This window comes from Blautia fusiformis, from assembly GCF_020686995.1.
Taxonomy (GTDB): domain Bacteria; phylum Bacillota; class Clostridia; order Lachnospirales; family Lachnospiraceae; genus Blautia_A; species Blautia_A fusiformis.
In genome coordinates this window covers 217,516-241,487 of record NZ_JAJEPT010000004.1, presented here as the reverse complement: position 1 = coordinate 241,487, position 23,972 = coordinate 217,516, and the positions used below count along the sequence as shown (strand labels likewise).

Below are 23,972 nucleotides of genomic sequence, written 5' to 3'. Positions count from 1 at the left end.
GTTATTGCGGCAGGGCCTGCTGTCTGAGCCGCAGGCGAGTTCTGGCCCTGCCGCAATGCTTTTAGCCGTCTCACGGAGCCCTAGTAGTATCCCCCGACGGAGTCCCTGCCCGGAGCGATGCCACCTTCCTCTGGCGTCCCTCAACCACATCCACCCACAAAACCTCAAAAACCCCACCGACTGCATCCACTCCCCGGACCGATGCCACCTCCCTCTGGCGTCCCTCTCCATCCCAACAAAAAAAACGGCACCCGGCAGTTCCAACACTGCCAGACACCGAAACCAAAACACCCGTCAAACAGACCTATACAATATATAATCAACATTCGCTATCCGCTCAACTCAATTACCACCAGAAAGTTCTCTCAGCAACTCAAGATCGCTGGCCTGCACTTTAATATTCGTAGTCAGCTTCTCACCCTCAGGGCTAATATACGTCACCTCAAGAATACTCCCCTCACGAATCCCCCGCCGGGAAACCGCACTACAAAATGCCGGAAACTTCGGATGATTCTGTTTAAATGTATTCCATGCATTCATAACCTTCATCATATTTCCAATATTTCCAATATTACCAATACCCATAACCAACACCAGCCTTTCCCTTACTATCATCTATGTTTTTTTATCTATTAACCCAAACACAGCCGCCGTACAAACCATACAGCGGCTGACCACATGATCCTATTCAAAATAACCTGCCGGAAACTCACAACCCTCTGATAAAAGAAATCGCATCCCGGATCCCAGCCACATAAACCAATTTAATTCCTTTAATACTCTCTGTAGCCGTCCGGTTCACCTCAGGAAGTATCACCGTCTCAAACCCAAGCTTTTTCGCTTCCTGCACACGCTGTCCGGCCATACTCACTGCACGAACCTCGCCACTCAGACCAATTTCACCAAACGCCATCACAGAATCCGGGATCACGATCTCCTTCGCACTGGAAATAATAGCAAGACAAATACCCAGATCGATCGCCGGCTCTGTCATCTTCATGCCACCCGCAATATTCACATAAGCATCCGAAGCAGCAAGATGAACTCCCGCCTTCTTCTCCAGAACCGCCATCAAAAGATTCACACGATTAAAATCCGTACCAACTGCTGTTCTTCTCGGAATTCCAAAATTACTCTGACACACCAGAGCCTGGATCTCCACCAAAATCGGTCTCGTCCCCTCCATAGAACATGCAACAACAGACCCCGAAGCATTCTCCGGTCTTCCATTCAAAAGGAACTCGGAAGGATTCTTCACTTCTTCAAGTCCGGAATTCTGCATCTCAAAAACACCAATTTCATTGGTAGAACCAAAACGATTTTTCACCGCACGCAGGATCCGGTAAGAAGCATGCCTGTCTCCCTCAAAGTAAAGCACAGTATCTACCATATGTTCCAGTACACGAGGACCTGCCACATTTCCCTCCTTGGTCACATGACCCACGATAAAAATGGACACTCCCATACCCTTAGCGATCTGCATCAGTACATTGGTAGATTCCCTCACCTGAGAAACACTTCCCGGCGCAGACGAAATATCTTCATGAAACATCGTCTGGATAGAATCCACAACAGCTACATCTGGTTTCGTCCGCTCAATGATCTCCCGGATATTTTCAAGATTCGTCTCACAGAGCAGTTTCAGTTTATCATTAAACGTTCCAAGCCGATCTGCCCGGAGCTTGATCTGTCTGAGAGACTCCTCACCAGAAATATACAAAACAGAAATCCCCTGTGAAGATAAATTTCTGCACACCTGCAACAACAATGTAGACTTGCCAATACCAGGATCTCCACCTACCAAAACAAGGGAGCCGGGGACGATTCCGCCTCCCAGCACCCTGTCAAGTTCACCGATTTCGCAGCTCTGACGTTCATCTGAAGAAAGACTGATATCTTTCAGAACTACAGGCTCCGTTTTCTTTTGTGTAGTTTTAATACTCCCTGAGGAAGATTTTTTGGAAGAAACCGTTTCCTCCACAAAAGTATTCCATGCCTTGCATGCCGGGCACTGCCCCATCCACTTGGCTGATTCATACCCGCATTCCTGACAGAAATAAACCGTTTTTTTATTTTTTAGCATTTTACAATTTTAACTTCTGCTTTGGTGTTCGCATCCAGTTCAACACTGAAAGAAAGCTTGCCGCCCAGGTTTGTGGTCATTGTACCTGTACTTACATCGTCAATAAATACCTGATACTCTGTCTCAGCTTCCAGTTCAACAGTAATCTGAGAATCCTCAAAGCCCTGAACCTCAAAACTCATTGCTGTTCCATCCTGCTGAAGATGGAACACACTGGTTCCCGGAACAGACTCATATACGAACATTCCATTACGCTCAAGTTTGGTGATCTCCTTATATGTTTTTACTTTATACATATCTCCCTGATACTGATAATCCGACAATTTGGATTTCTGATTTAATTCATAATCTCCAAAACTGATAGTCCCATTATCTTCTGTGCGGATCAATTCCTGTACCACTGCCATGATCTTATGTCCTCCTGAAATCTTTCGTTGTATAGTTTTAATTTTGTTAATTATAACTTATTTCTGTTTTTTTGGCTATAGAAAGTAATAAAATTCTTACGCTTTCTCCGCATCTTTTACTTCAAAGTAGATTTTCTTGTCTTTGACCTTCACCTGTACGGTATCACCGGCTTTGATCCGACCTTCAAGGATTTCTGTTGCCATCTCATCCTCAATCTTTGTCTGGATCGCACGACGCAGCGGTCTTGCACCGTATTTACTGTCAAAGCCTGCATCTGCGATAAGATCTTTAGCTGCTCCGGTAACTTTCAGTATGATATCCAGCTGTTCCTGACAGCGTTTTTCCAGGTTTTTCAAAAGAATAGTAACGATCTTCCTGATATTTTCTTTATTCAGAGAATGGAATACCATGATCTCATCGATCCGGTTCAGAAATTCCGGTTTAAACATCCGCCGCACTTCTTCCATCACTCCGGACTTCATACGTTCATAATCACGCTTTTCCGTATCTCCGGACATAAATCCAAGATGTTTCGGTTCCATGATCATCTGCGCACCTGCGTTGGAAGTCATGATAATGATCGTCTGCTTAAAATCCACTTTTCTGCCTTGAGCATCTGTAATATGACCATCATCAAGTACCTGCAGAAGAATATTAAACACATCCGGATGAGCCTTTTCAATCTCGTCAAAAAGAATGACACTGTATGGATTTCTGCGCACTTTTTCGCTGAGCTGTCCACCTTCTTCATAGCCTACATATCCGGGCGGCGATCCGATCATTTTAGAAACACTATGTTTTTCCATATATTCGGACATATCTACACGGATCATTGCCTGCTCACTTCCAAATACAGCTTCCGCCAGCGCTTTGGAAAGCTCCGTTTTTCCCACTCCGGTAGGTCCCAGGAATAAGAAAGAACCTATAGGCCTTGCCGGATCCTTTAATCCTACTCTTCCCCTTTTTACCGCACGGGCAACTGCAGAAACTGCCTCATCCTGTCCGATCACACGTTTTTTCAGAACCTTTTCCAAATTTGCAAGCTTACGGGATTCCCCCTCTGTCAGACGCTGTACAGGTATTTTTGTCCAGTCAGACACAATACCGGCAACTGCCTCTTCATCAACTGTAAGTGGATTTTTCCTATTTTTCCGCTCCGCCTTTCTTCGGATCTTTTCCAATTCTGCTTCCGCCTCATTCTGCTTTGCCTGTGCTGTTTTTGCACCTTCAAGATCTGCATTTATGACTGCCTGTTCTTTTTGTTTCAGAATATCGTGGATCTCTCTTTCCAGTGCTTCTGCTTTCGGAGACGGACGATATCCCGCCAGTTGTACTTTCGACGCTGCCTCATCAATAATGTCAATGGCTTTATCCGGAAGAAACCGGTCATTGATATAACGAACGGACATTTTTACAGCCGCCTCAAGGGCCTCATCCAGAATCTCTACACCATGATGTTTTTCATAATATGGGCGCAGCCCCTTCAGGATTTCAACAGCCTCCTCTTCTGTAGGCTCTTCCACGATGATAGGCTGAAAACGCCGTTCAAGCGCTGCATCCTTTTCAATGTATTTCCGATATTCTTCCAGTGTCGTTGCTCCGATCAGCTGGATCTCTCCACGGGAAAGAGACGGTTTCAGGATATTGGAAGCATCCAGTGCACCTTCCGCTCCACCGGCTCCGATGATCGTATGGATCTCATCAATAAAGAGCAATATTCCCTGCTGTTCGCTTACCTCATCGATCACATTTCGGATACGTTCTTCAAACTCACCGCGATATTTACTTCCTGCGACCATTCCGGAAAGATCCAGAACTACAACCCGCTTATCCTTCACAGTATCCGGTACCATTCCTGTGACGATCCGCTGTGCAAGTCCCTCTACAATAGCCGTTTTTCCTACTCCCGGTTCTCCAGTCAGGCAGGGATTGTTCTTTGTTCTTCTGCTCAGGATCTGGATCAGTCTGGCAATCTCTTTATCCCTTCCCACTACAGGATCCAGCTTACCTTCTTCTGCCATGGCCGTCAGATCTCGGCTATACTGATCCAGAGTTGGTGTTACACTGCTGTTTCTTCCCTTTGAAGCTTTTACAGCCTGGAATTCTTCCGCAATGGCATCGCTGTCCATTCCCATAGCTGTCAGCACTGCCGCATAAAGCTTCTGGATATTGGCACCCATTGTGTACAGCAGTCTGGTACCCACACAGTCTGTTTCTTTCAACATTGCCAGCAGAATATGTTCTGTCCCGACTTCCTCAAAACGCATGGATTCTGCTTCTGCATATGCACCCTCAAGAACTCTTCTGGTTCTCGGACTGAATCCCGGTTTCTGTGAAACAGCCGTATTTCCCGGCGGTGCGATCAGTTTATCGATCAGAGCCATCGCTTTATCAGCCTGGATTCCAAACTCCTCCAGAACTCTTCCTGCTGTGCCCTCCTTTTCTTCTACAAGCCCGACCAGCAGATGCTCCGTGCCGATATAACTATGTCCGCAGGAGCTGGCTGCCTCTTTTGCCAGAGCAAGAACATTCTCTGCCTGTTTTGTATATCGTTCCTGCATGATGTCTCCTCCTATCTGTCTGTGTCATACTCGTCAAAAATCTCGTCCACCAGCTGATGGACTTCTTCTCTTGTTACATTTTTACAGCATCCCCATGCCATTGCTACTGTCAGATTCTGTTTCATTTCTTCCAGTGCTCTGACCTTATCTGCATCTATGGAGATCACCGCTCCCTTTCGCCTGTCAATAGTCACAAAGCCTTCCTGACGAAGCAGCGCATATGCCTTATTCACAGTATGCATATTGATTCCTGCAATGCTTGCAAGCTGCCGTACAGAAGGCAGAGTATCCCCTTCATGAAGCCTTGATGTAGCGATCCCCATTATGATCTGATTGGTGATCTGCATATAGATTGCCTCATCACTGTTAAAATCGATTTCTATCACCATAGGGTAATCTCTCCTCTACAACAGCAAAAGGCTGCACAGTTTCATCCTGGCAGCCTGCTGTGATTTTTGTTTTTATTTACTGATCCCTGCAATCTTCTCTATCTGTTCTTTGTTAAGAACCAGATTAAATCCCATTGGATTTACCACATAAGCGTTTGCCTGCGGAATCATCAGGCTCGGAAGTTTGTCTATAGTCACTTTCGCAACACGGAGATTCTTGCCTCTTCCAAATTTCTCAAATTCCATAACATCTGTAAACACAGGCTGCATGATCTTATCCTCTTTATTTTTCAGATACGGAATATGGAGCTTTCCATCTTCTTCCTGCTCTGCATTGATCGCGATCAGGAATTCTGCCTTACGCAGGTTTGCTATCAGCTCTTCTTCCAACTCACGGATATTCTTATGCTCTTCCTGTTTTACCGGGCGACGCAATTCCTGCATAAAATAGATTCCGGAAAGTTCAAGAGACGGGTTCAGAAGCGGTCTCTTTGACGGCTCGATCTTACTCATATCTCTCTGGTTTGCGATCTTTCCGATCTCAATCTCGATCTTCTCTTCTCCGTCGATCCAGATCACACTGTTCACTCCGATCGCGTACAGCGTACCATACAGTCTTGGATAGTCTTTTTTCTCATATTTCATGCCCATAAGAAGGATCTTATCCTCAAGGAGCTGTTTACCATATTCTTTGATCTCTTCTTCTGTGGCAAAAATCCTTGCCTGGTCATTAAATGTTTCTTCATCACAGGTCACATATGGAAGTCTGGTTGCCTGTGAATATGCAACAACTACTTCCTCCCTGTTTCTGAGCTCATGGATTGCTTCTTCTACACTGATTCCCATTTTTCTGTCCTCTCTGCCTCATCACTTGGATGCGACACCTCATCAAGGAAAATGGTTGGTTCCTGTTGTGCCCTGTCAGCATCCAGCTTTTCATGTTCGTAACTACTCACTGTGTTTCATAGTTGTTACTATTGTACAATGAAATCCCTGTTTTCGTCAAGCTGTGCCTGTGAAAAATGACCAACTTAAGCCTCGTCGATAGCTTTTCCGATATCGTGACGCATATACTTATTTGCAAAGCTGATCCACTCTGTAGCAGCATATGCATTCTTTCTGGCTTCTTTTAATGTCTCTCCTTTGGCAGTGATGCCAAGAACACGCCCACCGTTTGTAACGATCTCTCCATCTTTAAATTTGGTTCCCGCATGGAAACAGTAGTATCCGTCTTTGTCCTTAAAATTCTCAAATCCATGGATCGGGATACCTTTTTCGTATTTTACCGGATATCCATCACTTGCAAGAACAACACAAACTGCTGCATTGTCCTCAAATTTCAGATCGATCTGATCAAGTTTGCCGTCTACACAGGCTTCCATTACTTCAATGATATCATTCTCCATACGCGGAAGAACAACCTGTGCCTCCGGATCCCCAAATCTTGCATTATATTCCAGAACCTTCGGGCCATCTGCAGTAAGCATCAGTCCGAAGAAAATGATTCCCTTAAACGGACGTCCCTCTGCTGCCATGGCATCTACTGTTTTCTGATAAACATATTTCTTACAGAATTCATCTACTTCCGGAGTATAGAACGGACTTGGAGAAAATGTTCCCATTCCACCTGTATTCAGTCCCTGATCTCCATCTTTTGCACGCTTATGATCCTGTGCAGATGTCATGGTACGGATTGTCTTTCCATCAACAAAAGAAAGTACGGAAACCTCACGGCCTGTCATAAATTCTTCAATTACCATGGTATTTCCGGCATTTCCGAATTTTTTATCTTCCATGATCTCTTTTACACCAGCTTCTGCCTCTGCAAGATCCTGGCAGATCAGAACACCTTTTCCAAGAGCAAGGCCATCTGCCTTCAAAACGATCGGGAATTTTGCCTCGGTTCTTAAATATTCCAGAGCTTTTTCCGGATCATCAAAATTCTCATAAGCAGCTGTAGGAATATCATATTTTTTCATAAGATCCTTGGAAAAAGCCTTGGAGCCTTCCAGAATAGCAGCATTTTTGCGCGGTCCGAACACACGCAGTCCCTCTGCCTCAAATACATCTACGATTCCGCCCACAAGAGGATCATCCATTCCCACGATAGTAAGATCGATCTCTTTTTCTTTGGCAAAGGCTGCCAGTTTTTCAAACTCCATTGCTCCGATATCTGCACATTCCGCATACTCTGCGATTCCTGCATTTCCAGGTGCACAGTAGATCTTGTCAACTTTCGGGCTTTTTGCAACACTCCATGCAATTGCATGTTCTCTTCCGCCGCTTCCTACGATTAATACTTTCATCTGTTTACTCCTTTGTTTCATCTGTCTGCTGATTACTTTAAAGAAACAATTCCATCTGTCACTGTGATCTTGTCATTGGCGATAAGATTGATTGCTTCCGGAAGGATCTTCCACTCTGCTTTTTCCATTACACGTCTCTGAAGCTCCTTGGATGTATCTCCGTCTTTTACCTTTACTGCCTTCTGAAGGATGATAGGACCTGTATCCGTTCCGGCATCTACGAAATGGACCGTAGCGCCTGTTACTTTCACTCCTCTTGCAAGAACTGCATCATGGACCTTAAGTCCATAAAAACCTTTTCCGCAGAAAGACGGGATCAGAGATGGATGGATATTGATGATCTTGTTGGGATACGCTTCCACCATCATCGGAGGGATCGCAACCAAGTATCCTGCAAGAACGATCAGGTCTACCTCTTTTTCCTGAAGCTTCGCCAGTAATGCTTTATGGAAAGCTTCTCGGTCCGGATAGTCTTTCGGTGCGATGCATGCCGCCTCTATATCGTGCTTTCTGGCTCTTTCCAGAGCATAAGCGGAGGCATTATTGCTGATCACGATATCCACTTTTGCATTTGTGATCTCTCCTGCATCAATGGCATCCAGGATCGCCTGAAGATTTGTTCCTCCACCGGAAACAAGAACACCGATCTTTAACATAAGGTCACTCCCTTTTCTCCCTCTTCAATGGTTCCTACCACATATGGCTTATCACCGGTTTTGCGGATAGCTTCCATTGTTTTGTCAACATCTGCAGGATCTACTGCCAGGATCATTCCAAGACCCATATTATATGTATTATACATCATATGCTCATCAATATTTCCTTTTTCGGCAAGGAGCTTAAAGATCGGAAGTACCGGATAGCTGTCTTTTTTGACAACAGCTCTGGTTCCCTCTTTCAGCATACGCGGGATATTCTCATAGAATCCACCACCTGTGATATGGCTGCATGCATGGATCTTCACGCCAGACTCTCGGATGCTCTTCAGCGCTTTTACATAGATTCTGGTCGGTGCGATCAGTGCCTCTCCCAGAGTTGTTCCAAGCTCTTCATAATAAGTATCCAGAGACTCTTTTGTCATGTCAAATACTTTACGTACAAGAGAAAATCCATTACTGTGAACTCCTGTGGAAGCCATACCGATCAGGACATCTCCTGGTTTCAGGGCCTCTCCTGTAAGAAGATCTTTTTTGTCAACGACTCCTACTGCAAATCCGGCAAGGTCGTACTCATCTTCCGGCATAAGTCCAGGATGCTCTGCTGTCTCACCACCGATCAGAGCTGCCTCAGACTGTACACAGCCCTCTGCAACACCTTTTACGATCTCTGCGATCTTTTCCGGATAATTTTTGCCGCAGGCAATGTAGTCCAGGAAAAACAATGGCTCGCCGCCTGCACATGCAATATCATTTACACACATGGCTACAGCATCGATTCCGATGGTATCATGCTTGTCCATAACCATGGCTACCTTAACCTTGGTTCCACATCCGTCTGTTCCGGAAACCAGAGTAGGCTCTTCCATATCTTTGAATTTCTCCATGGAAAATGCACCTGAGAATCCACCGATTCCTCCAAGTACCTCCGGTCTCATTGTCTTGGCAATGTGCTTTTTCATCAGCTCTACTGATTTGTATCCTGCCTCAATATCTACGCCTGAAGTCTTGTAATCCATAATGTCCTCCTTATGACAACACCTTTTTATTTTTATGGTAAAAGATTTATTTAGTAATTTTTGTATCCAACTTCCTGAAGCCTTGCGTCTTTCTTCTCAACCTGCTCCTTCAGCTCCTGACTGTAAGCTTTCAGTCTGGAAAGAAGCTCTGCGTCGGAAGTTGCAAGGATCTTGGCAGCAAGAAGTCCCGCATTGGCGCCACCATTGATCGCTACTGTAGCAACCGGGATACCGCTTGGCATCTGTACGATTGAGTAAAGGGAATCTCTTCCTCCCAGAGATGTTGTATGCATCGGAATACCGATCACCGGCATTGGAAAGATCGCTGCGCACATTCCCGGAAGATGAGCTGCCATTCCTGCGCCTGCGATGATAACTTTGAAGCCTTTTTCTTCTGCTGTCTTTGCATACTCGAAAAATACATCCGGTTCTCTGTGTGCGGAAATGATCTTCATCTCATAATCAATTCCCAGTTTCTCCAGGATATCTGCTGCTTTGCTCATAACCGGCATATCTGAATCACTACCCATTACAATTCCTACTTTTGCCATTGTGTTCTCCTTTCATGGTACACTAACTGAATATTAACCTGTGTCCTTTGACTATTGTTATGGTTATTCTACGTATATTCTCACTTTCTGTCAATACGATCAGAAAAACTGTAAATTTACTAATTAACTTATATTATTAATTAATGGAAGATTCTCAAAAGGACGGTTTAATTCCTCTGTTCCCGGAAGAACAAACCTTCCGTTTTCGATAATGGAAAGCATTTCTCCCTCATCATCGATCACACGGATGCTTCCAAGCTCATCATAGGGAATGGTAATATCTGTATGACAGCCATAATAAGCAAGGCTTACGTCATCCTTTCGCATCTCGGAAATCTCATTATCCCTGGCGATGATCTCTTTTCCATCCGGATTATATACCGGTGTATCCTCTGCCCAGCTGTAACAGGTATCGCCCACAGCAAAATGCGGTCCCATTTTTTCTGCGATCAGGATCGGAAGCTTATCCGCAATTCCGTATTTCAGCGCCGCCACATAGGCTGTGGTATTTGTACCGATAGCAAACTCTCCCATGGGGATTTTCGGATGGTGGTGGAGGATATTATCTTCAATATATTTCCGGTTCTCTTCTTCGGTTTTAAAATTCGAACAGGTGTAATCAATAACCTGGCCGCAGTCAAATACCAGCTTCAGATCCCGGAACTGAAGACCGTTCAGATATACTTTTTTCACATGAAGGATTCCGCCTGTGCCTGCCAGCTGTGGAGATGTAAAGACTTCGCCCACCGGAATATTCACGTCTGCCACACAGTTCTCAAAATTCGTCTGTTTCTTCGGATCTGTCAGTTCATGAAGATGAATCAGAAGATCCGTCTCATTGTCTCCACGTCCTTTGACTTCCACCCACTCACAGGTATCCAGGGTATTGATGATCGTCTGCTGGATTTCCTGATAGAGATGGTAATCCAATGTATTGATCTTTACGATCTCACGGAAAATTTCCTCATAATTTCCACCAATCTCAGGAACCGGATATGCAATGATCGTAAAACTTCTCTCATCACCTTTGATGTATCGGTTTACGATCTGTCCGGATTCATTGTCAAGCTCCGTCTGAAGCTTCTGCTGCATCTCGCTTAATGCATAAGCTTCCGGCTTACTTACCGGAGAGAAAGGATTTTCTCCAAATGTATCAATGCAGGCCGGACCGCCATGTACTTCTGCCAGTTCTCTGTACTTCTCATAGGAAGTCTGCATAGCCCGAAGTTTTCGCTGAACAAAATCCCCATCCAGGAACAATGCACTGTCCTGACGATGATCGTAGTCGTACTGCGGATTGGCAACGCCGCCTGTATAGCCTACTCTCACTGCCCCTCTCTTATTTACCACATGTGTTGCATGGCGATAGATCACCGGCTTCAGACCCATTTTTTCAAACTGAAGGATCGCTGCTTTTACCATCCGTTCGAAGCCAAGACTATATCGGATATTTACTGTTTTCTTTTTTGTGATATCCTTCCGTCCGGTGATAAATCCGATCCGATAGCCTTCTGTATAGGTAAAAGCCATCTTATCGATTTCTTCCTGAGAAAGGGAGTTCAGAAACTCTGCAATTCCTGTTTCATTTTCTGAAACAAACTCGCCATAGCGATACAGATATCTCAGATCGGAAAGATCCGAATTCATGATGATATCTGCCGCAAAGTCAAGCTCCGGATCTACACCTTCCCGTATCCTCTGCTCCATCATATCCTGGCAGTAATCATTCACATAGGAACGGAGAATCCCTTCCACTGTTGCAGCCTCCGGAAGTTCTTCCTCGCAAAATGCAGAATATACTTCCAGAAACAGTTCCATGGATACGATCATATCCCACAGCCTTTTCTCATGTGCATAAGCTACAGTTCCTGCGATCTCTGCATACAGAAAACTGAAGGCTTTTCCGTATTCTCCCAACTGCTTTACTGCATACGCCGGATTTCCATAGCTGCTTTCATAATTTTCCAGGAGAATATCCTGATAAAAGCAATGATTTCTCTCCTTCAACTCCTCCATCGTAAGCTCTGCTGAGCTCTCATCCATCACATCTGCTGCCATGGAAAGAAACTTTGCCCTGTTTCTGAAAAAATCTCCAAACGGTTTTTTTACGGTTTCTTCTGTTATGATCTCACGGATCCGTTCCTTAGCAAGTCCATAACGTTCTTTCATGCATTCTTCCAAGACTTCATCTCCCATCTTTTTCATCATCGATCACATGCCCCAGGGCAATGTGTTTGTCAACGAGTTCTTTCATATATTCCCAGATCACTTCAGAACCTTCTCCCGTTTTCCGGTTTCTCTTATAAATCTGACTTTTCTTCACCTGATGCTCTTCCCAGCTTTTCCCGTTGGAAGCATCATTGAGAAACAATGGCTGACAATTATCCAGCACATGGGCAAATTTCGCCTCCGGGGTTTCGTAAGACTCAAACTCCTCCCATAATGCTTTTAACCACTGTCCCTGATCTTCCGGCAATAGTCCGTAGATCCGTTCTGCTGCCTGCTTCTCCCTGTATTCCTTGGTTGTCGCTCCTTTTTCATCATATGCATAGGTATCACCTGCATCGATTTCTACCAGATCATGCGCCAGTACCATAGGAATCACCTTCGAAAGATCCACTTCCACATTGGAATATTCCTTTAAAAGCACTGCCATCAACGCCAGATGCCAGGAATGCTCCGCATCATTCTCTTTCCGCTTTCCGTCTGCAAGATACGTCTGACGGAAAATATTCTTGACTTTATCTATTTCCATAATAAAGTCCAGCTGTTTTTTTAAGCGTTCTTTTTTATCCATCTGTTATACCCCCGATAAAAAAAGTCCCAGCCAGATAACCAGGATCACTCCATTCAAAATAGACCCGACCATGCTCGTCCTGTGTTTCCGGTTTTCTTCCGAAAAGCTGGAAAGCCCCAGTGTAAACCCATATGCAGAAAGCAGCATGGCAAAAAGCCCGGTTCCGCCGATCAGGCCCCCGAGCTTTCCATCAAAAAAGAGTGCAAGCACAACTGCCGCGATAAACAGCACGAGGGAAGCCACCGCAAGTCCTACAGACCATTTTCCCTTGGAAGCTTCTCTTTTTTTTGCAAATGCATATCTATATCTTCTTGCCATTAATTTTTCTCCTAATCCTGTCGCAGGCTGCATAAATCCCATATCCAAGCGCTGCGCCCAGAGTATTCAATATCATATCATCCACATCAAAGCAGCCAACTTTTGTGATCAACTGGATCACTTCTATCGTCAGACTGATAACAAATCCGGATAATATGATAAAAAAACTATTTCGCATTTTTCCGGTTATTACCGGAAGAATAAATCCGTATGGCACAAATCCCAGCACATTTCCAAAAACATTTGTGAAAAGCGCAAATGTACCCACTATTTTTCGATAAGTCCAGAAACGCCTGATCTCCACAAACGGAACAAGATTGTAACGGTATTCTCTTTCTGCATCTGCCACTCTTCCGTATCCTTCTGAAAAGAACAGAAGATACACAAGAGTAAGAACATACAATACAAAAAAAGCTGTCCCGAGTTTTTTTACTCTGCGTTTTGTCCCTTTTTCCAATATTCTCCCCTGCTTAAATAGTCCGAAAAGCCACACGGAACAACGTGCGGCTTTTCAGATCATATTAGATTAATATCTCTGATTTTCTTCTGAGCAGTCTCGCACCGTTCACGATCATCAGAATTCCTGTGACAAGTCCCGTCACCAGAACGACAATACCGAGTGCAAGGCTTCCCGCCCCGCTGCTCGCCATAGTTTTATAAATTTTTTCATTCATAAGGCTGCGTCCTCCCAGTAAAAGCGGACCTTCGGAATCCGCCGCTCTTTTATGACCTTTTATAACAATATTATTCTGCGCCGTACTGGTCATAATATGCATCAATGGCAGCTTTCAGCTTATCATCGATCACAACACGGCCTTTGTATTCTTTGTTGTAGAGATGCTCAACAACCTCTGCCATAGTTACAATAGCTGTAGTCTGAAGACCGTAGGTTTCCTCGATCTCTTTGAGCGCACTCTTTGTTCCCTGGCCACGTTCCATACGGTCAACAGAAACCACAAGGCCTATCGGATTTACATCTCCCTGTGCTTTGATGATCGGAAGTGTTTCTTTAATGGATGTTCCTGCGGTCGTAACATCCTCAATGATCACTACCTTATCCCCATCCTGGATCGGACTGCCAAGAAGAATTCCTTTATCTCCGTGGTCTTTCACTTCTTTACGGTTGGAACAGTAACGGATATCCTTTCCGTACATTTCACTGATCTCCATAGTTGCTGCTACAGAAAGCGGAATTCCTTTGTATGCCGGTCCAAACAGCACATCAAAATCCAGTCCGAACTTGCTTTCTATCGCTTTTGCATAATACTGTCCCAGCTTGCGAAGCTGCGCACCGGTACGGTAAAATCCTGTATTTACAAAAAATGGTGTCTTTCTTCCTGATTTCGTAGTAAAATCTCCAAATTTCAGGACATTACAGTCAATCATAAATTCAATAAATTCCTGCTTATACTGTTCCATTTATCTAATCCTCCATGTTTTTCATATATACGACAAACCCAGGATCCACACTCTGCTGCAATTCCAGTGTAAAATCCCTTTATTTATCCTGTTAATTCTAACATATGAACAACAGAATTGCAAATACGGCAATACTCCGTTATTTCACTACTCCGATCAGCTCATTGATATCTTCCACTTTCTGTTTTTCAAGAAATGCCTGAATACCATCTGCGATCTCCACAGTAGCATAAGGGTTAAAAAAGTTTGCAGTTCCCACAGACACTGCAGTAGCACCTGCCATGATAAATTCCAGAGCATCCTCAGCAGTTGCGATTCCTCCCATACCGATGATAGGAAGGGATACTGCATTTGCCACCTGATATACCATACGGACAGCTACCGGTTTTACTGCAGGGCCGGACATTCCACCGGTTTTATTTGCCAGTGCAAATGTACGTCTGTTGATATCGATCTTCATGCCTGTCAGGGTATTGATAAGAGAAAGAACATCTGCACCGCCAGCTTCTGCTGCTTTCGCCATCTCGGTAATATCGGTTACATTTGGGCTCAGCTTCATGATCACCGGCTGTTTTGCATATTTCTTTACTTCTTTTGTGATCTCTTCAAGAGCTTTCGGATTCTGACCGAAGGCAATTCCGCCTTCCTTGACATTCGGGCAGGAAACATTGATCTCCAGCATATCCACAGGTTCGTTTCCAAGACGTTCTACAACCTCACAATAATCCTTTGCAGATTTGCCACAGACATTGACGATGATCTTTGTATCATATTTTTTAAGGAACGGAATATCTCTTTCACAGAAAACATCAATCCCCGGATTCTGAAGACCAATGGCATTGAGCATTCCAGATGCTGTCTCTGTCACTCTCGGTGTAGGATTTCCCGGCCATGGTACATTTGCCACGCCCTTTGTCACAACCGCACCAAGTCTGTTCAGATCCACAAATTCACTGTATTCCGTTCCGGAACCAAATGTTCCGGACGCTGTCATCACCGGATTCTTAAGTTCTACGCCGGCAAGATTTACATTCATTCTGTTCATAGCTCTACCTCCGTGCTCAGGAATACAGGTCCGTCTTTACATACTCTCTTGTTATGAACATGAGAATGAGGATCCACATCTTTGGATTTGCACACACAGGCAAGACACGCGCCTACGCCACAGGCCATACGCTCTTCCATGGAGATCCAGCACGGAACTCCCTTTTCAAGCGCATATGCCTTGATGGCACGGAGCATCGGGGCAGGTCCGCAGGCAAAGATCGCATCTGCCTCAAGATCGTTCTCACGGATAGCATCCATAACATTTCCCTTTGTTCCTGCAGAGCCGTCTTCTGTTGCCACATAGACATCTCCGTAAGCTTCAAATTCTTTATTCAAAAACAGCTCATCTCTGTATCCGAGAACCATGATCTTTTCTGCGTCCAGCTGTTTAGCAGTTTCCAGCATCGGCGGAATTCCGATTCCACCACCCATGAGAAACACTTTTTTGCCTTTTACTGCATCCAGTGGAAAGCCATTTCCCAGAGGTCCCATAGTCTCAATGGGGACCCCTGCATGAAGTTTGGAAAATTCCTCAGTACCGGTTCCTTTTCCTGTAACGCGATATACCAGTCTCAGTTTTCCTTCTGCTTTATCGATCTCACAGAGACTGATGGGTCTTGGCAGAAGTTTACCGCCATTACGGCTGTAAAGTGATACAAACTGTCCCGGCACTGCATTTTTTCCAATCTCACCTGCATCCAGCCACATACTGTAAATATCTGTACCAATACATTCCTGGCTGAGTATCTTACAGGGCTTTTTTGTTTTTTTATTTTCTGATGTACTCATAAAATGCCTCCTGTATTATCTGTTCTCCAGCGCACCGCTGATATCCGCGATCATATCTTTTACTGCCGCTCTGGAAGCATCTGCGTAATTTTCAGCGCCAAACTCTTTATATTTCTCCTGCTTGTATGCAGCGATGATTCCTCTGGAAGAGTTTACGATAGCACCAAGTCCGTCTTCATTAAAGAAATGGACAAGATCTGCGCCCTTTCCACCCTGAGCACCATATCCGGGAACAAGGATAAATGTCTTCGGCATGATTTTTCTTAACACCTTTCCCATTTCCGGATAGGTCGCACCTACAACAGCACCAACATAACTATATCCATCACCCATAAGCTCATCGCCCCACTGTGCAACCTTTTCACCTACCAGCTCATAGAGCGGGCGGCCGTCGATGACACGATCCTGGAACTCACCACTTGATGGATTGGAAGTTTTGACCAGAACAAAAATACCCTTTTTCTCTTCCTTGCATACGTCCATAAAAGGTTTCACACCATCAGAACCAAGGTATGGATTGACCGTTGCAAAATCCTCATCAAAACCTGCATATTTTTTTGAACCTACCTGAACCTGTCCCAGATGGCCAACTGCATATGCTGCAGATGTGGAACCGATATCACCTCTTTTGATATCACCGATCACAACCAGATCTTTGGATTTACAATACTCAACCGTTTTCTTGTATGCGATCAGTCCCGGGATACCAAACTGCTCATACATGGCGATCTGTGGTTTCACTGCCGGGATCAGATCACAGGTCGCATCCACGATCCCTTTGTTATACTGCCAGATTGCTTCTGCAGCGCCCTCCAGAGTCTCTCCAAACTCTGCAAAAGCCTTCTTCTGGATATGCTCCGGAATATAATTCAGCATAGGATCCAGTCCTACAACGATTGGTGCATTTGTTTTGCGGATATTGCTGATCAGTTTGTTAATCATGATTCTTTCTCCTCCTGGTTTTTAAATACAATTTTTCCGTCACAGATGGTATAAAGCACTTTTCCCTTTACTTTCCAGCCATCAAACGGTGTGTTATGTCCTTTGGAAACAAATTTATTTTTATCGATAGCATACTCCTGCTCCGTATCCACGATGATCACATCTGCCGGATGGCCTTTCTGGAGAGTTCCTCTGTCAAGCCCGAGGATTTTCGCCGGGTTCAGGCACATCTTCTCAACCATCTGTTTCAGTGTGATCACATCTTTTTCCACCAGCTCTGTATAGGTGAGCGGAAGGCTTGTTTCCAGACCTACGATCCCAAATGGTGCATTCTTCATAGAACCTGTTTTTTCCTGTGCACTGTGCGGTGCATGGTCCGTGCTGATCACCTCGATGGTACCGTCCTTCAGGCCCTGTTTCAGCGCTTCCACATCCTTCGGTGTACGGAGCGGCGGATTCATCTTGTAATTCGGGTCATCTGTTTTAATATCATCGGATGAAAGGATAAAATGGTGCGGGCATACTTCAGCTGTGATATTGTCGTATCCTTTCTCTTTTACGATCTTCATCATCTGAGCATCCCCATAAGTGGAACAGTGGCAGAGATGAAGATGGACTCCTGTCTCCAGCGCCAGAATGATATCTCTGGCTGTAATGGTATCTTCCACTGCATTGCAGATTCCGGGAAGCCCCAGTCTTTTGGCGTTCTCATCCTCATTCATGCATCCATCTCCACGCAGATCGATATCTTCACAATGGTCAAAAAATGGCACGCCACATTCTGCTGCGATCCTCATTGCTTCTTTACAAAGTGCTGTATTCATCACAGATTTACCATCCTCGGACACTGCCGGGATCCCTGCTTTCACCATTCCGGCAATATCTGCAAGTTCAGTACCTTTTTCTCCCATGGTGGCTGCACCTGCCTGAAGTACATGAATACCGGAAACCTGCGCCGCCTTGTTATGTACATAGTTTACCCGGTCCGGATTATCAATAGTGGGAGTTGTATTTGGCATAGCAACTACAGTTGTCACACCACCACGTGCTGCCGCAGCAGCACCACTCTTGATATCTTCCTTATGTGTCTGGCCCGGATCACGAAAATGGACATGAAGGTCGATAATTCCCGGCATGACCAGCTTTCCTTTCGCATCAATCACACGGTCGCCGTCTTTCTTTTTCAGCTTCTGGCCTATTTCCGCAATGATTCCGTCTTCCAGATAAATATCGCCTGTTTTATCCGTATCTGTAGCCGCATCCACGATCCGGCCTCCTCGAATCAGAATCCCCATTTCTGTTCTCCTCTCATCCTGTATTTTCAAAGCAGATCCTTCAATCCGCTTGTATTCTCCTATATCATACACGAAATCTCTCTATTTATAAAGATTTTTTTTACAAAGCAATTTCGCCTCTTTTTACACCCCGGAATTGTTGGAATTTTCTCCTTGACATTTCAAAACACGGGTTATATAATCAGAACATGGCAAGATATTTAATGTAAAATCACTAGTTTTTAGAGATTATATTTACATGAATATAGTCTGTAAAATCTGGTGATTTTTTATTATCATCAGAAGGCTATTTTAATTTTTTTTATTTTTATGGAGGTAACACAAAATGAACAAGGGAACTGTAAAATGGTTCAACGCAGAAAAAGGTTATGGTTTTATCACAGGTGAGGACGGACAGGATGTATTCGTACACTTCTCCGCTATCAACGGTGAAGGCTTCAAATCTCTTGAAGAAGGACAGGCTGTATCCTACGACTTAACTGAGGGCGCTCGCGGAATGCAGGCTGCTAACGTTACAAAGTTATAATTCTATAACCATAAAAAACGTATAAGTCAAAACGGGGCTGCTTTATGGCAGACCCGTTTTTTATTGCATTATATTTATCCTGTATATAAAAATCCCCGGGATGCTTCAACACATCCCGGGAACCCATCATTTCATATGTGTTTTCTATTCCGCACTGTCTGAAGATAATCCGGAAATATAATCTGTCAATGCAGAAGTATCCATCACAGTATCCACCTTCACACTGGCTTCCTTCGCCTGGATCTTGGCATATGCGGAATATCCGATCCAGCCTACAAGCAGAACCGCGATGAGGATCCATGCCGCCATCTCAAGTACAAATTCTGCGCGTTCCTTCTTCAGGGCACTGTTTCGCGAGTATTTGTTGTTTTTATATTTGTCAACTTTCTTCTGGCTCATTGTCTTTCTCCTTTGCCGCTTCAGTACTTCGTTCATTATAGCACACTTGTTTTCAAAAGAAAAGCGGCAACTCCCTGAAGAAATGTGATAATTTTCTGAACTGGAGATTTTCTCTGATCAGACTGCTACGATAACGCCACCATCGTTGGCATACATACTGCTGACACCGGCAGTATCCATAACTACGATCTTTGCTGGGTGCAGTTTCTCACGGATAGCCTCCTCCAGCATCTTCGCTCTTTCCGGACAGTTGCAATGAGTGATGGCAACTGTCTTTTCCGGGATGTTGATCCCCTTCTCTCCAATGTGATCCACCATTTTTACGATTGCTTTATTCATGCCTCTGGCCTGATCCAGCTGACAGATCGTTCCTTCCGGAGTAGCTCCCATAACCGGCTTGATCTTCAGTGCACTGGCCACCAGAGCTTTCACTCTGCCCAAACGTCCGTTCTTGCGCAGAGTTTCCAGATTCTCCAACACAAAAAATGTGTTCATCTCTTCAATATATTTCTCTACTTCACTTACTACTTCTTCAAAAGAAAGTCCCTTTTCTTCACACTCCACGATCTTCATGGCAATCAGACTCTGACCACCGGATGCAGATTTGGAATTAAATACATGAACCTTTTTCTCCGGCTGCTCTTCCAGGAACAGGTTTTTTCCAAGAATCGCACTGTTATAGGAACCACTCAATTCTGCCGATAGCGTCACCGCATAAATGTGTTCCGCATCACACTCATATGCCTTCATATAGCGTTCCGGAGAAGGGCATGCAGACTTGGGGCATTCCGGGCAGGCCGCAACCTTCTTTAAAAAATCTTTCTGATCGAAATTCTCATCATCTATAATATTCTCACCGCCCACCGTCAGCGTCAGTGGTATGGATTCAATCCTGCCGTCATTTTTCCATTCATCTAAAAGCTCCCCACAGCTATCTATCGCAATCTTATAGCTCAATTATATCGTCCTCTTTTCCATTATATGTAGTATTCAATACCACATCTATCGTATCACATAAACAGATATTTGAAAAGAGTTTTTTAAAAAGTCTGTCCTTTTTTCTTTATCTGAGATATAATGTCTACACGCGATCACATAAAAGAAAGGAAGTGCGGCATGCTTGCATTAAAGATCACCGATATCCGGGATTTCACAAACAAACTTTTTATAGGAGAAGTATTTGACAAATTCTGTCTGTCCGAAGCGACTGTGACTACTTTTAATACTTTTACCATTGATGGCAGGCTTCAGAAAGATTTTTTTGATACAGACAGCATGAACAGACTCACAGAGCACGGCCGGACACATTCTCTCTGGAAGGACATCAGACCTTTCTGCTGGTCTGTGATCCGCGGTAAGCGTACGCCCTTAAGCTTCAGGATCGTGCTACATTTAAGTCGGAGTGGAGTTGAAGCTGCAATGAGAAATACAGATTTCGGAATTTCCTCCGAACAGATTGACGGACTATTCTTAAATCTTCAATTTAAAAATAACAGCCTTCTTTGTACTACCGGAACCTCTCTCAAAACATTCTCTATGGATAAACGCCCGGAGCAGCTCTGGGATGATATGATCCTGAGCTTTCTGTCCAGGAATCAGATTCTTTTTGAAAGGCTATAGTCAATTCTCTTCTTCTATTTCCCTCAGGTAATACGCAAGCATATCAATAAATTCACTGTTGGTAGGCTTGTATTCTAGAGGATATCCTGCAATCTCATCCAGCAGTTTTTTATTTCCTTCCCAACACACATTTACCATTGTTCTGATATCATGCTCAATATTGGTAGGTGTTGATCTGTACTTCCGCGCCAGGTATGGATAAATATCCTTTGTGATCCGCAATGGTTTATACTGATACCCCATGGAAATCTTTACCGCTTCCGCAACGAAAAAATATCCTTTGTATTTCGAATTTGCACCAAGTCTTCTGATCAATTCATACACCTTTTTCATACATTTGTTCCTCCATTTCATTTTTTTCTCTTTTTAAAAGCACTCCCTTATGTATAATACGACACTTATCTATATTTTTCGCTTTCTTCCGAAAATTTATTTTATACATATTAGATACTTATTTAAATTTTTAGTCATATTTTACAGGTTATTTTTATTTAATATCTATTATTTTATTTAAAATTCCTCTAATTGTGTTAAAGATACACATATTGTTATAAAAAAACAAAGGCTTCGCCCCATTACGGGCAAAGCCTTTCGATCATTTTATATGTCGTTTTATTTTGTAAGGACCATAAGGATATCGTTGCTTCTCTTTACAAATTTTGTCATTTCTTCAGGAGAAAGCTGTTTATGGCTCATCATTGCAAGATCATAAAGCTGTTCACAGATCACCGGAACATACTCTGATCCCTGATTTTCTGCTATAAATCTTACAAGAGGATGATTTGCGTTCAGTACAAGTACTTCCTGACCACCGAACATATTCGGATCCATTCCGTACATATTGTACATTTTCATCATATCCTGCATACGGCGGCTCTCCTCAGGAAGAGTGATCATCGCTGCAGTTCCCTCATTTTTCAGCTTCTCTACTTTTACTTCAAGTTTATCCTTGCCAAGATTCTTACGGAACACCTCAGTAAGTGTCTTGACTGTTGCTTCATCCGCTTCTCCGTCTTCACGAAGCTCTTCTGTCAGATCTGCATCAATTCTCTTGAACTGGATCGTCTGATCCTGCTGTTCAAGATGGGAAATAAACTGTGAATCGATCACATGCTTCAGCAGTACAGCATCTTTACCCGCTTCACGGAACATATTAATGTACTGGCTCTGCTGTACCTCATCGGTCACATAATAGATCACCGTTTTTTCCGGTTCCTCATTCTGGGATCCTTCAGAAGCTTTCTCCTCTGTCTTCTCCTCTTCAGCTGCTTTTGTTTCTTCTTTTTTATTTTCCTCAATGCAGTCTTTCAGGGTAAGATATTTGCCATCCAGATTCTTAAAGAGGATATAATCATTCATCTTCTCACCAAATTTCGCATCCTTGATGCATCCAAATTTGATAAACGGGCTGATATCATCCCAGTACTTCTCATAAGACTCTCTGTCTGTCTTGCACATTCCGGTGAGCTTATCTGCTACTTTCTTGGTGATGTATTCAGAAATCTTTTTCACAAAACCATCATTCTGCAGTGCAGAACGGGAAACATTCAGTGGAAGATCCGGACAGTCGATCACGCCTTTCAGAAGAAGAAGGAATTCCGGGATCACCTCTTTGATGTTATCTGCAATAAATACCTGATTATTATAAAGCTTGATGGTTCCCTCAATGGAATCATACTCTGTCCTGATCTTCGGGAAATACAGGATACCTTTCAGGTTGAACGGATAGTCCATGTTCAGATGGATCCAGAACAGCGGTTCCTTGTAATCCATAAATACCTTACGGTAAAATTCTTTATACTCTTCATCCGTGCACTCATTTGGGTGTTTCATCCAGAGCGGCTGTGTATCGCTTAAGGATACCGGCCGTTTATTGATCTTTACTTTATCTTTGGCAGGAGAAACTTCCACAACTTCTTTCTCGCCTTTATCATTCTCCTTTTCCTCCGTCTTGGCGTCCTCATGGATATGTTCAACTACCACGTCATCTTCACGGAGATCTGCCTCATCGATGGTTTCATACTCCTGTTCAGCATTTGCTTTGGAAAGATAGATATTTACCGGCATGAAAGAACAGTATTTCTCAATAACCTCTCTCATACGATATTCATTGGCAAACTCCAGGCTTTCCTCATTGAGGAAAAGAGTGATCTCTGTTCCCGGTTCTGTTTTGTTTCCGTCTGCCATCTCATACTCCGTACCACCGTCACAGGTCCAATGTACCGGTGTGGAACCCTCCTTGTAAGAGAGAGTATCGATATGAACTTCATCTGCAACCATAAATGCAGAATAAAATCCAAGTCCGAAATGACCGATCATCTGATCATCCGTTGTTTTATCCTTATATTTCTCAAGAAACTCTGTGGCACCGGAAAAAGCGATCTGTGTGATATATTCCTCTACTTCATCTGCTGTCATACCAATACCGTTATCGATAAACTTCAAAGTTTTCTGATCCGGATCAACGATAACATTTACAGCCGGTTTGTAACCTTCCGGGAATGTATAATCTCCCATAACTTCCAGCTTTCTCAGTTTGGTGATCGCATCGCATCCGTTGGAGATCATCTCTCTTACAAAAATATCATGGTCGGAATATAACCATTTCTTGATAATCGGAAAAATGTTTTCACTGTTGATTGATAAACTGCCATGTTTTGCTGACATATATGTCACTCTCCTTTTGTTTTTATTTTTGTTTTTATTTCTGATGTTCCGACAGAGTCGGAAACCTGTTGTTTTTTTCAATAAATATATACTAATACGACTTTTTACAAAAGTCAAGAAAAATTTAGCACTCATCATTATAGAGTGCTAGCAACAGCATGTAAAACGGATCTCTATGTG

Annotated in this window: 27 protein-coding genes; 2 read left to right on the top strand and 25 right to left on the bottom strand. The window is 43.8% G+C overall.

Annotated features, from left to right (window positions below; all coding sequences use genetic code 11):
* Positions 1-70 precede the first annotated feature (70 nt).
* From LKD46_RS05690 to LKD46_RS05590, 21 genes are all read right to left on the bottom strand, one after another.
* On the bottom strand, positions 71-277 hold the full coding sequence (locus LKD46_RS05690) for a hypothetical protein (RefSeq protein WP_161215671.1): 207 nt from the start codon (positions 275-277) through the stop codon (positions 71-73).
* A gap of 65 nt (positions 278-342) precedes the next feature.
* A complete protein-coding gene (locus LKD46_RS05685; protein WP_015525915.1) occupies positions 343-585 on the bottom strand; it encodes a hypothetical protein in 243 nt (80 codons plus the stop codon).
* Positions 586-709: 124 nt separating this feature from the next.
* Positions 710-2,083 (bottom strand): DNA repair protein RadA, encoded by a 1,374-nt coding sequence (gene radA, locus LKD46_RS05680; RefSeq protein WP_118368569.1) that lies wholly within the window; start codon positions 2,081-2,083, stop codon positions 710-712.
* Complete coding sequence (locus LKD46_RS05675; RefSeq protein ID WP_015525913.1) at positions 2,077-2,490, bottom strand: hypothetical protein; 414 nt, start codon at positions 2,488-2,490, stop codon at positions 2,077-2,079. Before LKD46_RS05675 ends, radA begins: the two co-directional genes overlap by 7 nt.
* A gap of 96 nt (positions 2,491-2,586) precedes the next feature.
* Positions 2,587-5,052, bottom strand: coding sequence for an ATP-dependent Clp protease ATP-binding subunit (locus LKD46_RS05670; protein ID WP_110101980.1), 2,466 nt, complete (start codon positions 5,050-5,052; stop codon positions 2,587-2,589).
* Positions 5,053-5,063: 11 nt separating this feature from the next.
* Positions 5,064-5,441, bottom strand: coding sequence for a GntR family transcriptional regulator (locus LKD46_RS05665; RefSeq protein WP_015525911.1), 378 nt, complete (start codon positions 5,439-5,441; stop codon positions 5,064-5,066).
* A 72-nt stretch (positions 5,442-5,513) separates the two neighbouring features.
* Complete coding sequence (locus LKD46_RS05660; RefSeq protein WP_110101981.1) at positions 5,514-6,287, bottom strand: SseB family protein; 774 nt, start codon at positions 6,285-6,287, stop codon at positions 5,514-5,516.
* A 185-nt stretch (positions 6,288-6,472) separates the two neighbouring features.
* On the bottom strand, positions 6,473-7,747 hold the full coding sequence (gene purD / locus LKD46_RS05655) for a phosphoribosylamine--glycine ligase (protein WP_022426209.1): 1,275 nt from the start codon (positions 7,745-7,747) through the stop codon (positions 6,473-6,475).
* Between the two features lie 32 nt (positions 7,748-7,779).
* The gene (purN, locus tag LKD46_RS05650) at positions 7,780-8,403 is read right to left on the bottom strand and encodes a phosphoribosylglycinamide formyltransferase (RefSeq protein WP_173741671.1); all 624 of its coding nucleotides are present in this window, start codon (positions 8,401-8,403) and stop codon (positions 7,780-7,782) included.
* Entirely contained in the window at positions 8,397-9,422 is a 1,026-nt protein-coding gene (gene purM, locus LKD46_RS05645; RefSeq protein WP_173740908.1) for a phosphoribosylformylglycinamidine cyclo-ligase, read from the bottom strand. Before purM ends, purN begins: the two co-directional genes overlap by 7 nt.
* Positions 9,423-9,472: 50 nt before the next feature.
* Positions 9,473-9,973, bottom strand: a complete 501-nt coding sequence (gene purE / locus LKD46_RS05640; protein ID WP_118626393.1) for a 5-(carboxyamino)imidazole ribonucleotide mutase — start codon at positions 9,971-9,973, stop codon at positions 9,473-9,475.
* Between the two features lie 123 nt (positions 9,974-10,096).
* Positions 10,097-12,178 carry an aminopeptidase gene (locus LKD46_RS05635; RefSeq protein WP_408611431.1) on the bottom strand — a complete coding sequence of 694 codons (2,082 nt, stop codon included), beginning with the start codon at positions 12,176-12,178 and terminating at the stop codon, positions 10,097-10,099.
* Positions 12,159-12,770, bottom strand: a complete 612-nt coding sequence (locus LKD46_RS05630) for an HD domain-containing protein (protein WP_227573909.1) — start codon at positions 12,768-12,770, stop codon at positions 12,159-12,161. Before LKD46_RS05630 ends, LKD46_RS05635 begins: the two co-directional genes overlap by 20 nt.
* A gap of 3 nt (positions 12,771-12,773) precedes the next feature.
* Complete coding sequence (locus LKD46_RS05625) at positions 12,774-13,088, bottom strand: hypothetical protein (protein ID WP_118516099.1); 315 nt, start codon at positions 13,086-13,088, stop codon at positions 12,774-12,776.
* Positions 13,072-13,545, bottom strand: coding sequence for a VanZ family protein (locus LKD46_RS05620; protein ID WP_227573908.1), 474 nt, complete (start codon positions 13,543-13,545; stop codon positions 13,072-13,074). Before LKD46_RS05620 ends, LKD46_RS05625 begins: the two co-directional genes overlap by 17 nt.
* A 64-nt stretch (positions 13,546-13,609) precedes the next feature.
* The gene (locus tag LKD46_RS05615; protein WP_022426215.1) at positions 13,610-13,762 is read right to left on the bottom strand and encodes a hypothetical protein; all 153 of its coding nucleotides are present in this window, start codon (positions 13,760-13,762) and stop codon (positions 13,610-13,612) included.
* Between the two features lie 70 nt (positions 13,763-13,832).
* Complete coding sequence (pyrE, locus tag LKD46_RS05610; protein ID WP_015525899.1) at positions 13,833-14,507, bottom strand: orotate phosphoribosyltransferase; 675 nt, start codon at positions 14,505-14,507, stop codon at positions 13,833-13,835.
* 139 nt (positions 14,508-14,646) lie between these two features.
* Positions 14,647-15,552, bottom strand: coding sequence for a dihydroorotate dehydrogenase (locus tag LKD46_RS05605; protein WP_227573907.1), 906 nt, complete (start codon positions 15,550-15,552; stop codon positions 14,647-14,649).
* Positions 15,549-16,343, bottom strand: a complete 795-nt coding sequence (locus LKD46_RS05600; RefSeq protein WP_227573906.1) for a dihydroorotate dehydrogenase electron transfer subunit — start codon at positions 16,341-16,343, stop codon at positions 15,549-15,551. Before LKD46_RS05600 ends, LKD46_RS05605 begins: the two co-directional genes overlap by 4 nt.
* A 15-nt stretch (positions 16,344-16,358) precedes the next feature.
* The gene (gene pyrF / locus LKD46_RS05595) at positions 16,359-17,285 is read right to left on the bottom strand and encodes an orotidine-5'-phosphate decarboxylase (protein ID WP_118516102.1); all 927 of its coding nucleotides are present in this window, start codon (positions 17,283-17,285) and stop codon (positions 16,359-16,361) included.
* The gene (locus tag LKD46_RS05590) at positions 17,282-18,580 is read right to left on the bottom strand and encodes a dihydroorotase (RefSeq protein WP_022426216.1); all 1,299 of its coding nucleotides are present in this window, start codon (positions 18,578-18,580) and stop codon (positions 17,282-17,284) included. The genes pyrF and LKD46_RS05590 overlap by 4 nt, the downstream gene beginning before the upstream one ends.
* A 325-nt stretch (positions 18,581-18,905) precedes the next feature.
* On the opposite strand from LKD46_RS05590, the gene LKD46_RS05585 reads away from it, so the two are divergent.
* Positions 18,906-19,106: a cold-shock protein gene (locus tag LKD46_RS05585; protein ID WP_015525894.1), complete on the top strand. Its 201-nt coding sequence runs from the start codon at positions 18,906-18,908 to the stop codon at positions 19,104-19,106.
* A gap of 144 nt (positions 19,107-19,250) precedes the next feature.
* Here LKD46_RS05585 and LKD46_RS05580 read toward each other — a convergent pair whose 3' ends face one another.
* Together LKD46_RS05580 and LKD46_RS05575 are read right to left on the bottom strand one after the other, a co-directional pair.
* Positions 19,251-19,505 carry a hypothetical protein gene (locus LKD46_RS05580; RefSeq protein WP_015525893.1) on the bottom strand — a complete coding sequence of 85 codons (255 nt, stop codon included), beginning with the start codon at positions 19,503-19,505 and terminating at the stop codon, positions 19,251-19,253.
* Positions 19,506-19,622: 117 nt separating this feature from the next.
* Positions 19,623-20,462: a DegV family protein gene (locus tag LKD46_RS05575; RefSeq protein ID WP_021650968.1), complete on the bottom strand. Its 840-nt coding sequence runs from the start codon at positions 20,460-20,462 to the stop codon at positions 19,623-19,625.
* A 159-nt stretch (positions 20,463-20,621) separates the two neighbouring features.
* Here LKD46_RS05575 and LKD46_RS05570 point away from each other — a divergent pair, with 159 nt between their 5' ends.
* Positions 20,622-21,125, top strand: coding sequence for a DUF5721 family protein (locus LKD46_RS05570; RefSeq protein WP_022426217.1), 504 nt, complete (start codon positions 20,622-20,624; stop codon positions 21,123-21,125).
* Here LKD46_RS05570 and LKD46_RS05565 read toward each other — a convergent pair whose 3' ends face one another.
* Together LKD46_RS05565 and htpG are read right to left on the bottom strand one after the other, a co-directional pair.
* Complete coding sequence (locus tag LKD46_RS05565) at positions 21,126-21,458, bottom strand: sporulation initiation factor Spo0A C-terminal domain-containing protein (protein ID WP_110101983.1); 333 nt, start codon at positions 21,456-21,458, stop codon at positions 21,126-21,128.
* 279 nt (positions 21,459-21,737) lie between these two features.
* The gene (gene htpG, locus LKD46_RS05560) at positions 21,738-23,792 is read right to left on the bottom strand and encodes a molecular chaperone HtpG (protein WP_110101984.1); all 2,055 of its coding nucleotides are present in this window, start codon (positions 23,790-23,792) and stop codon (positions 21,738-21,740) included.
* Between the last annotated feature and the right edge of the window lie 180 nt (positions 23,793-23,972).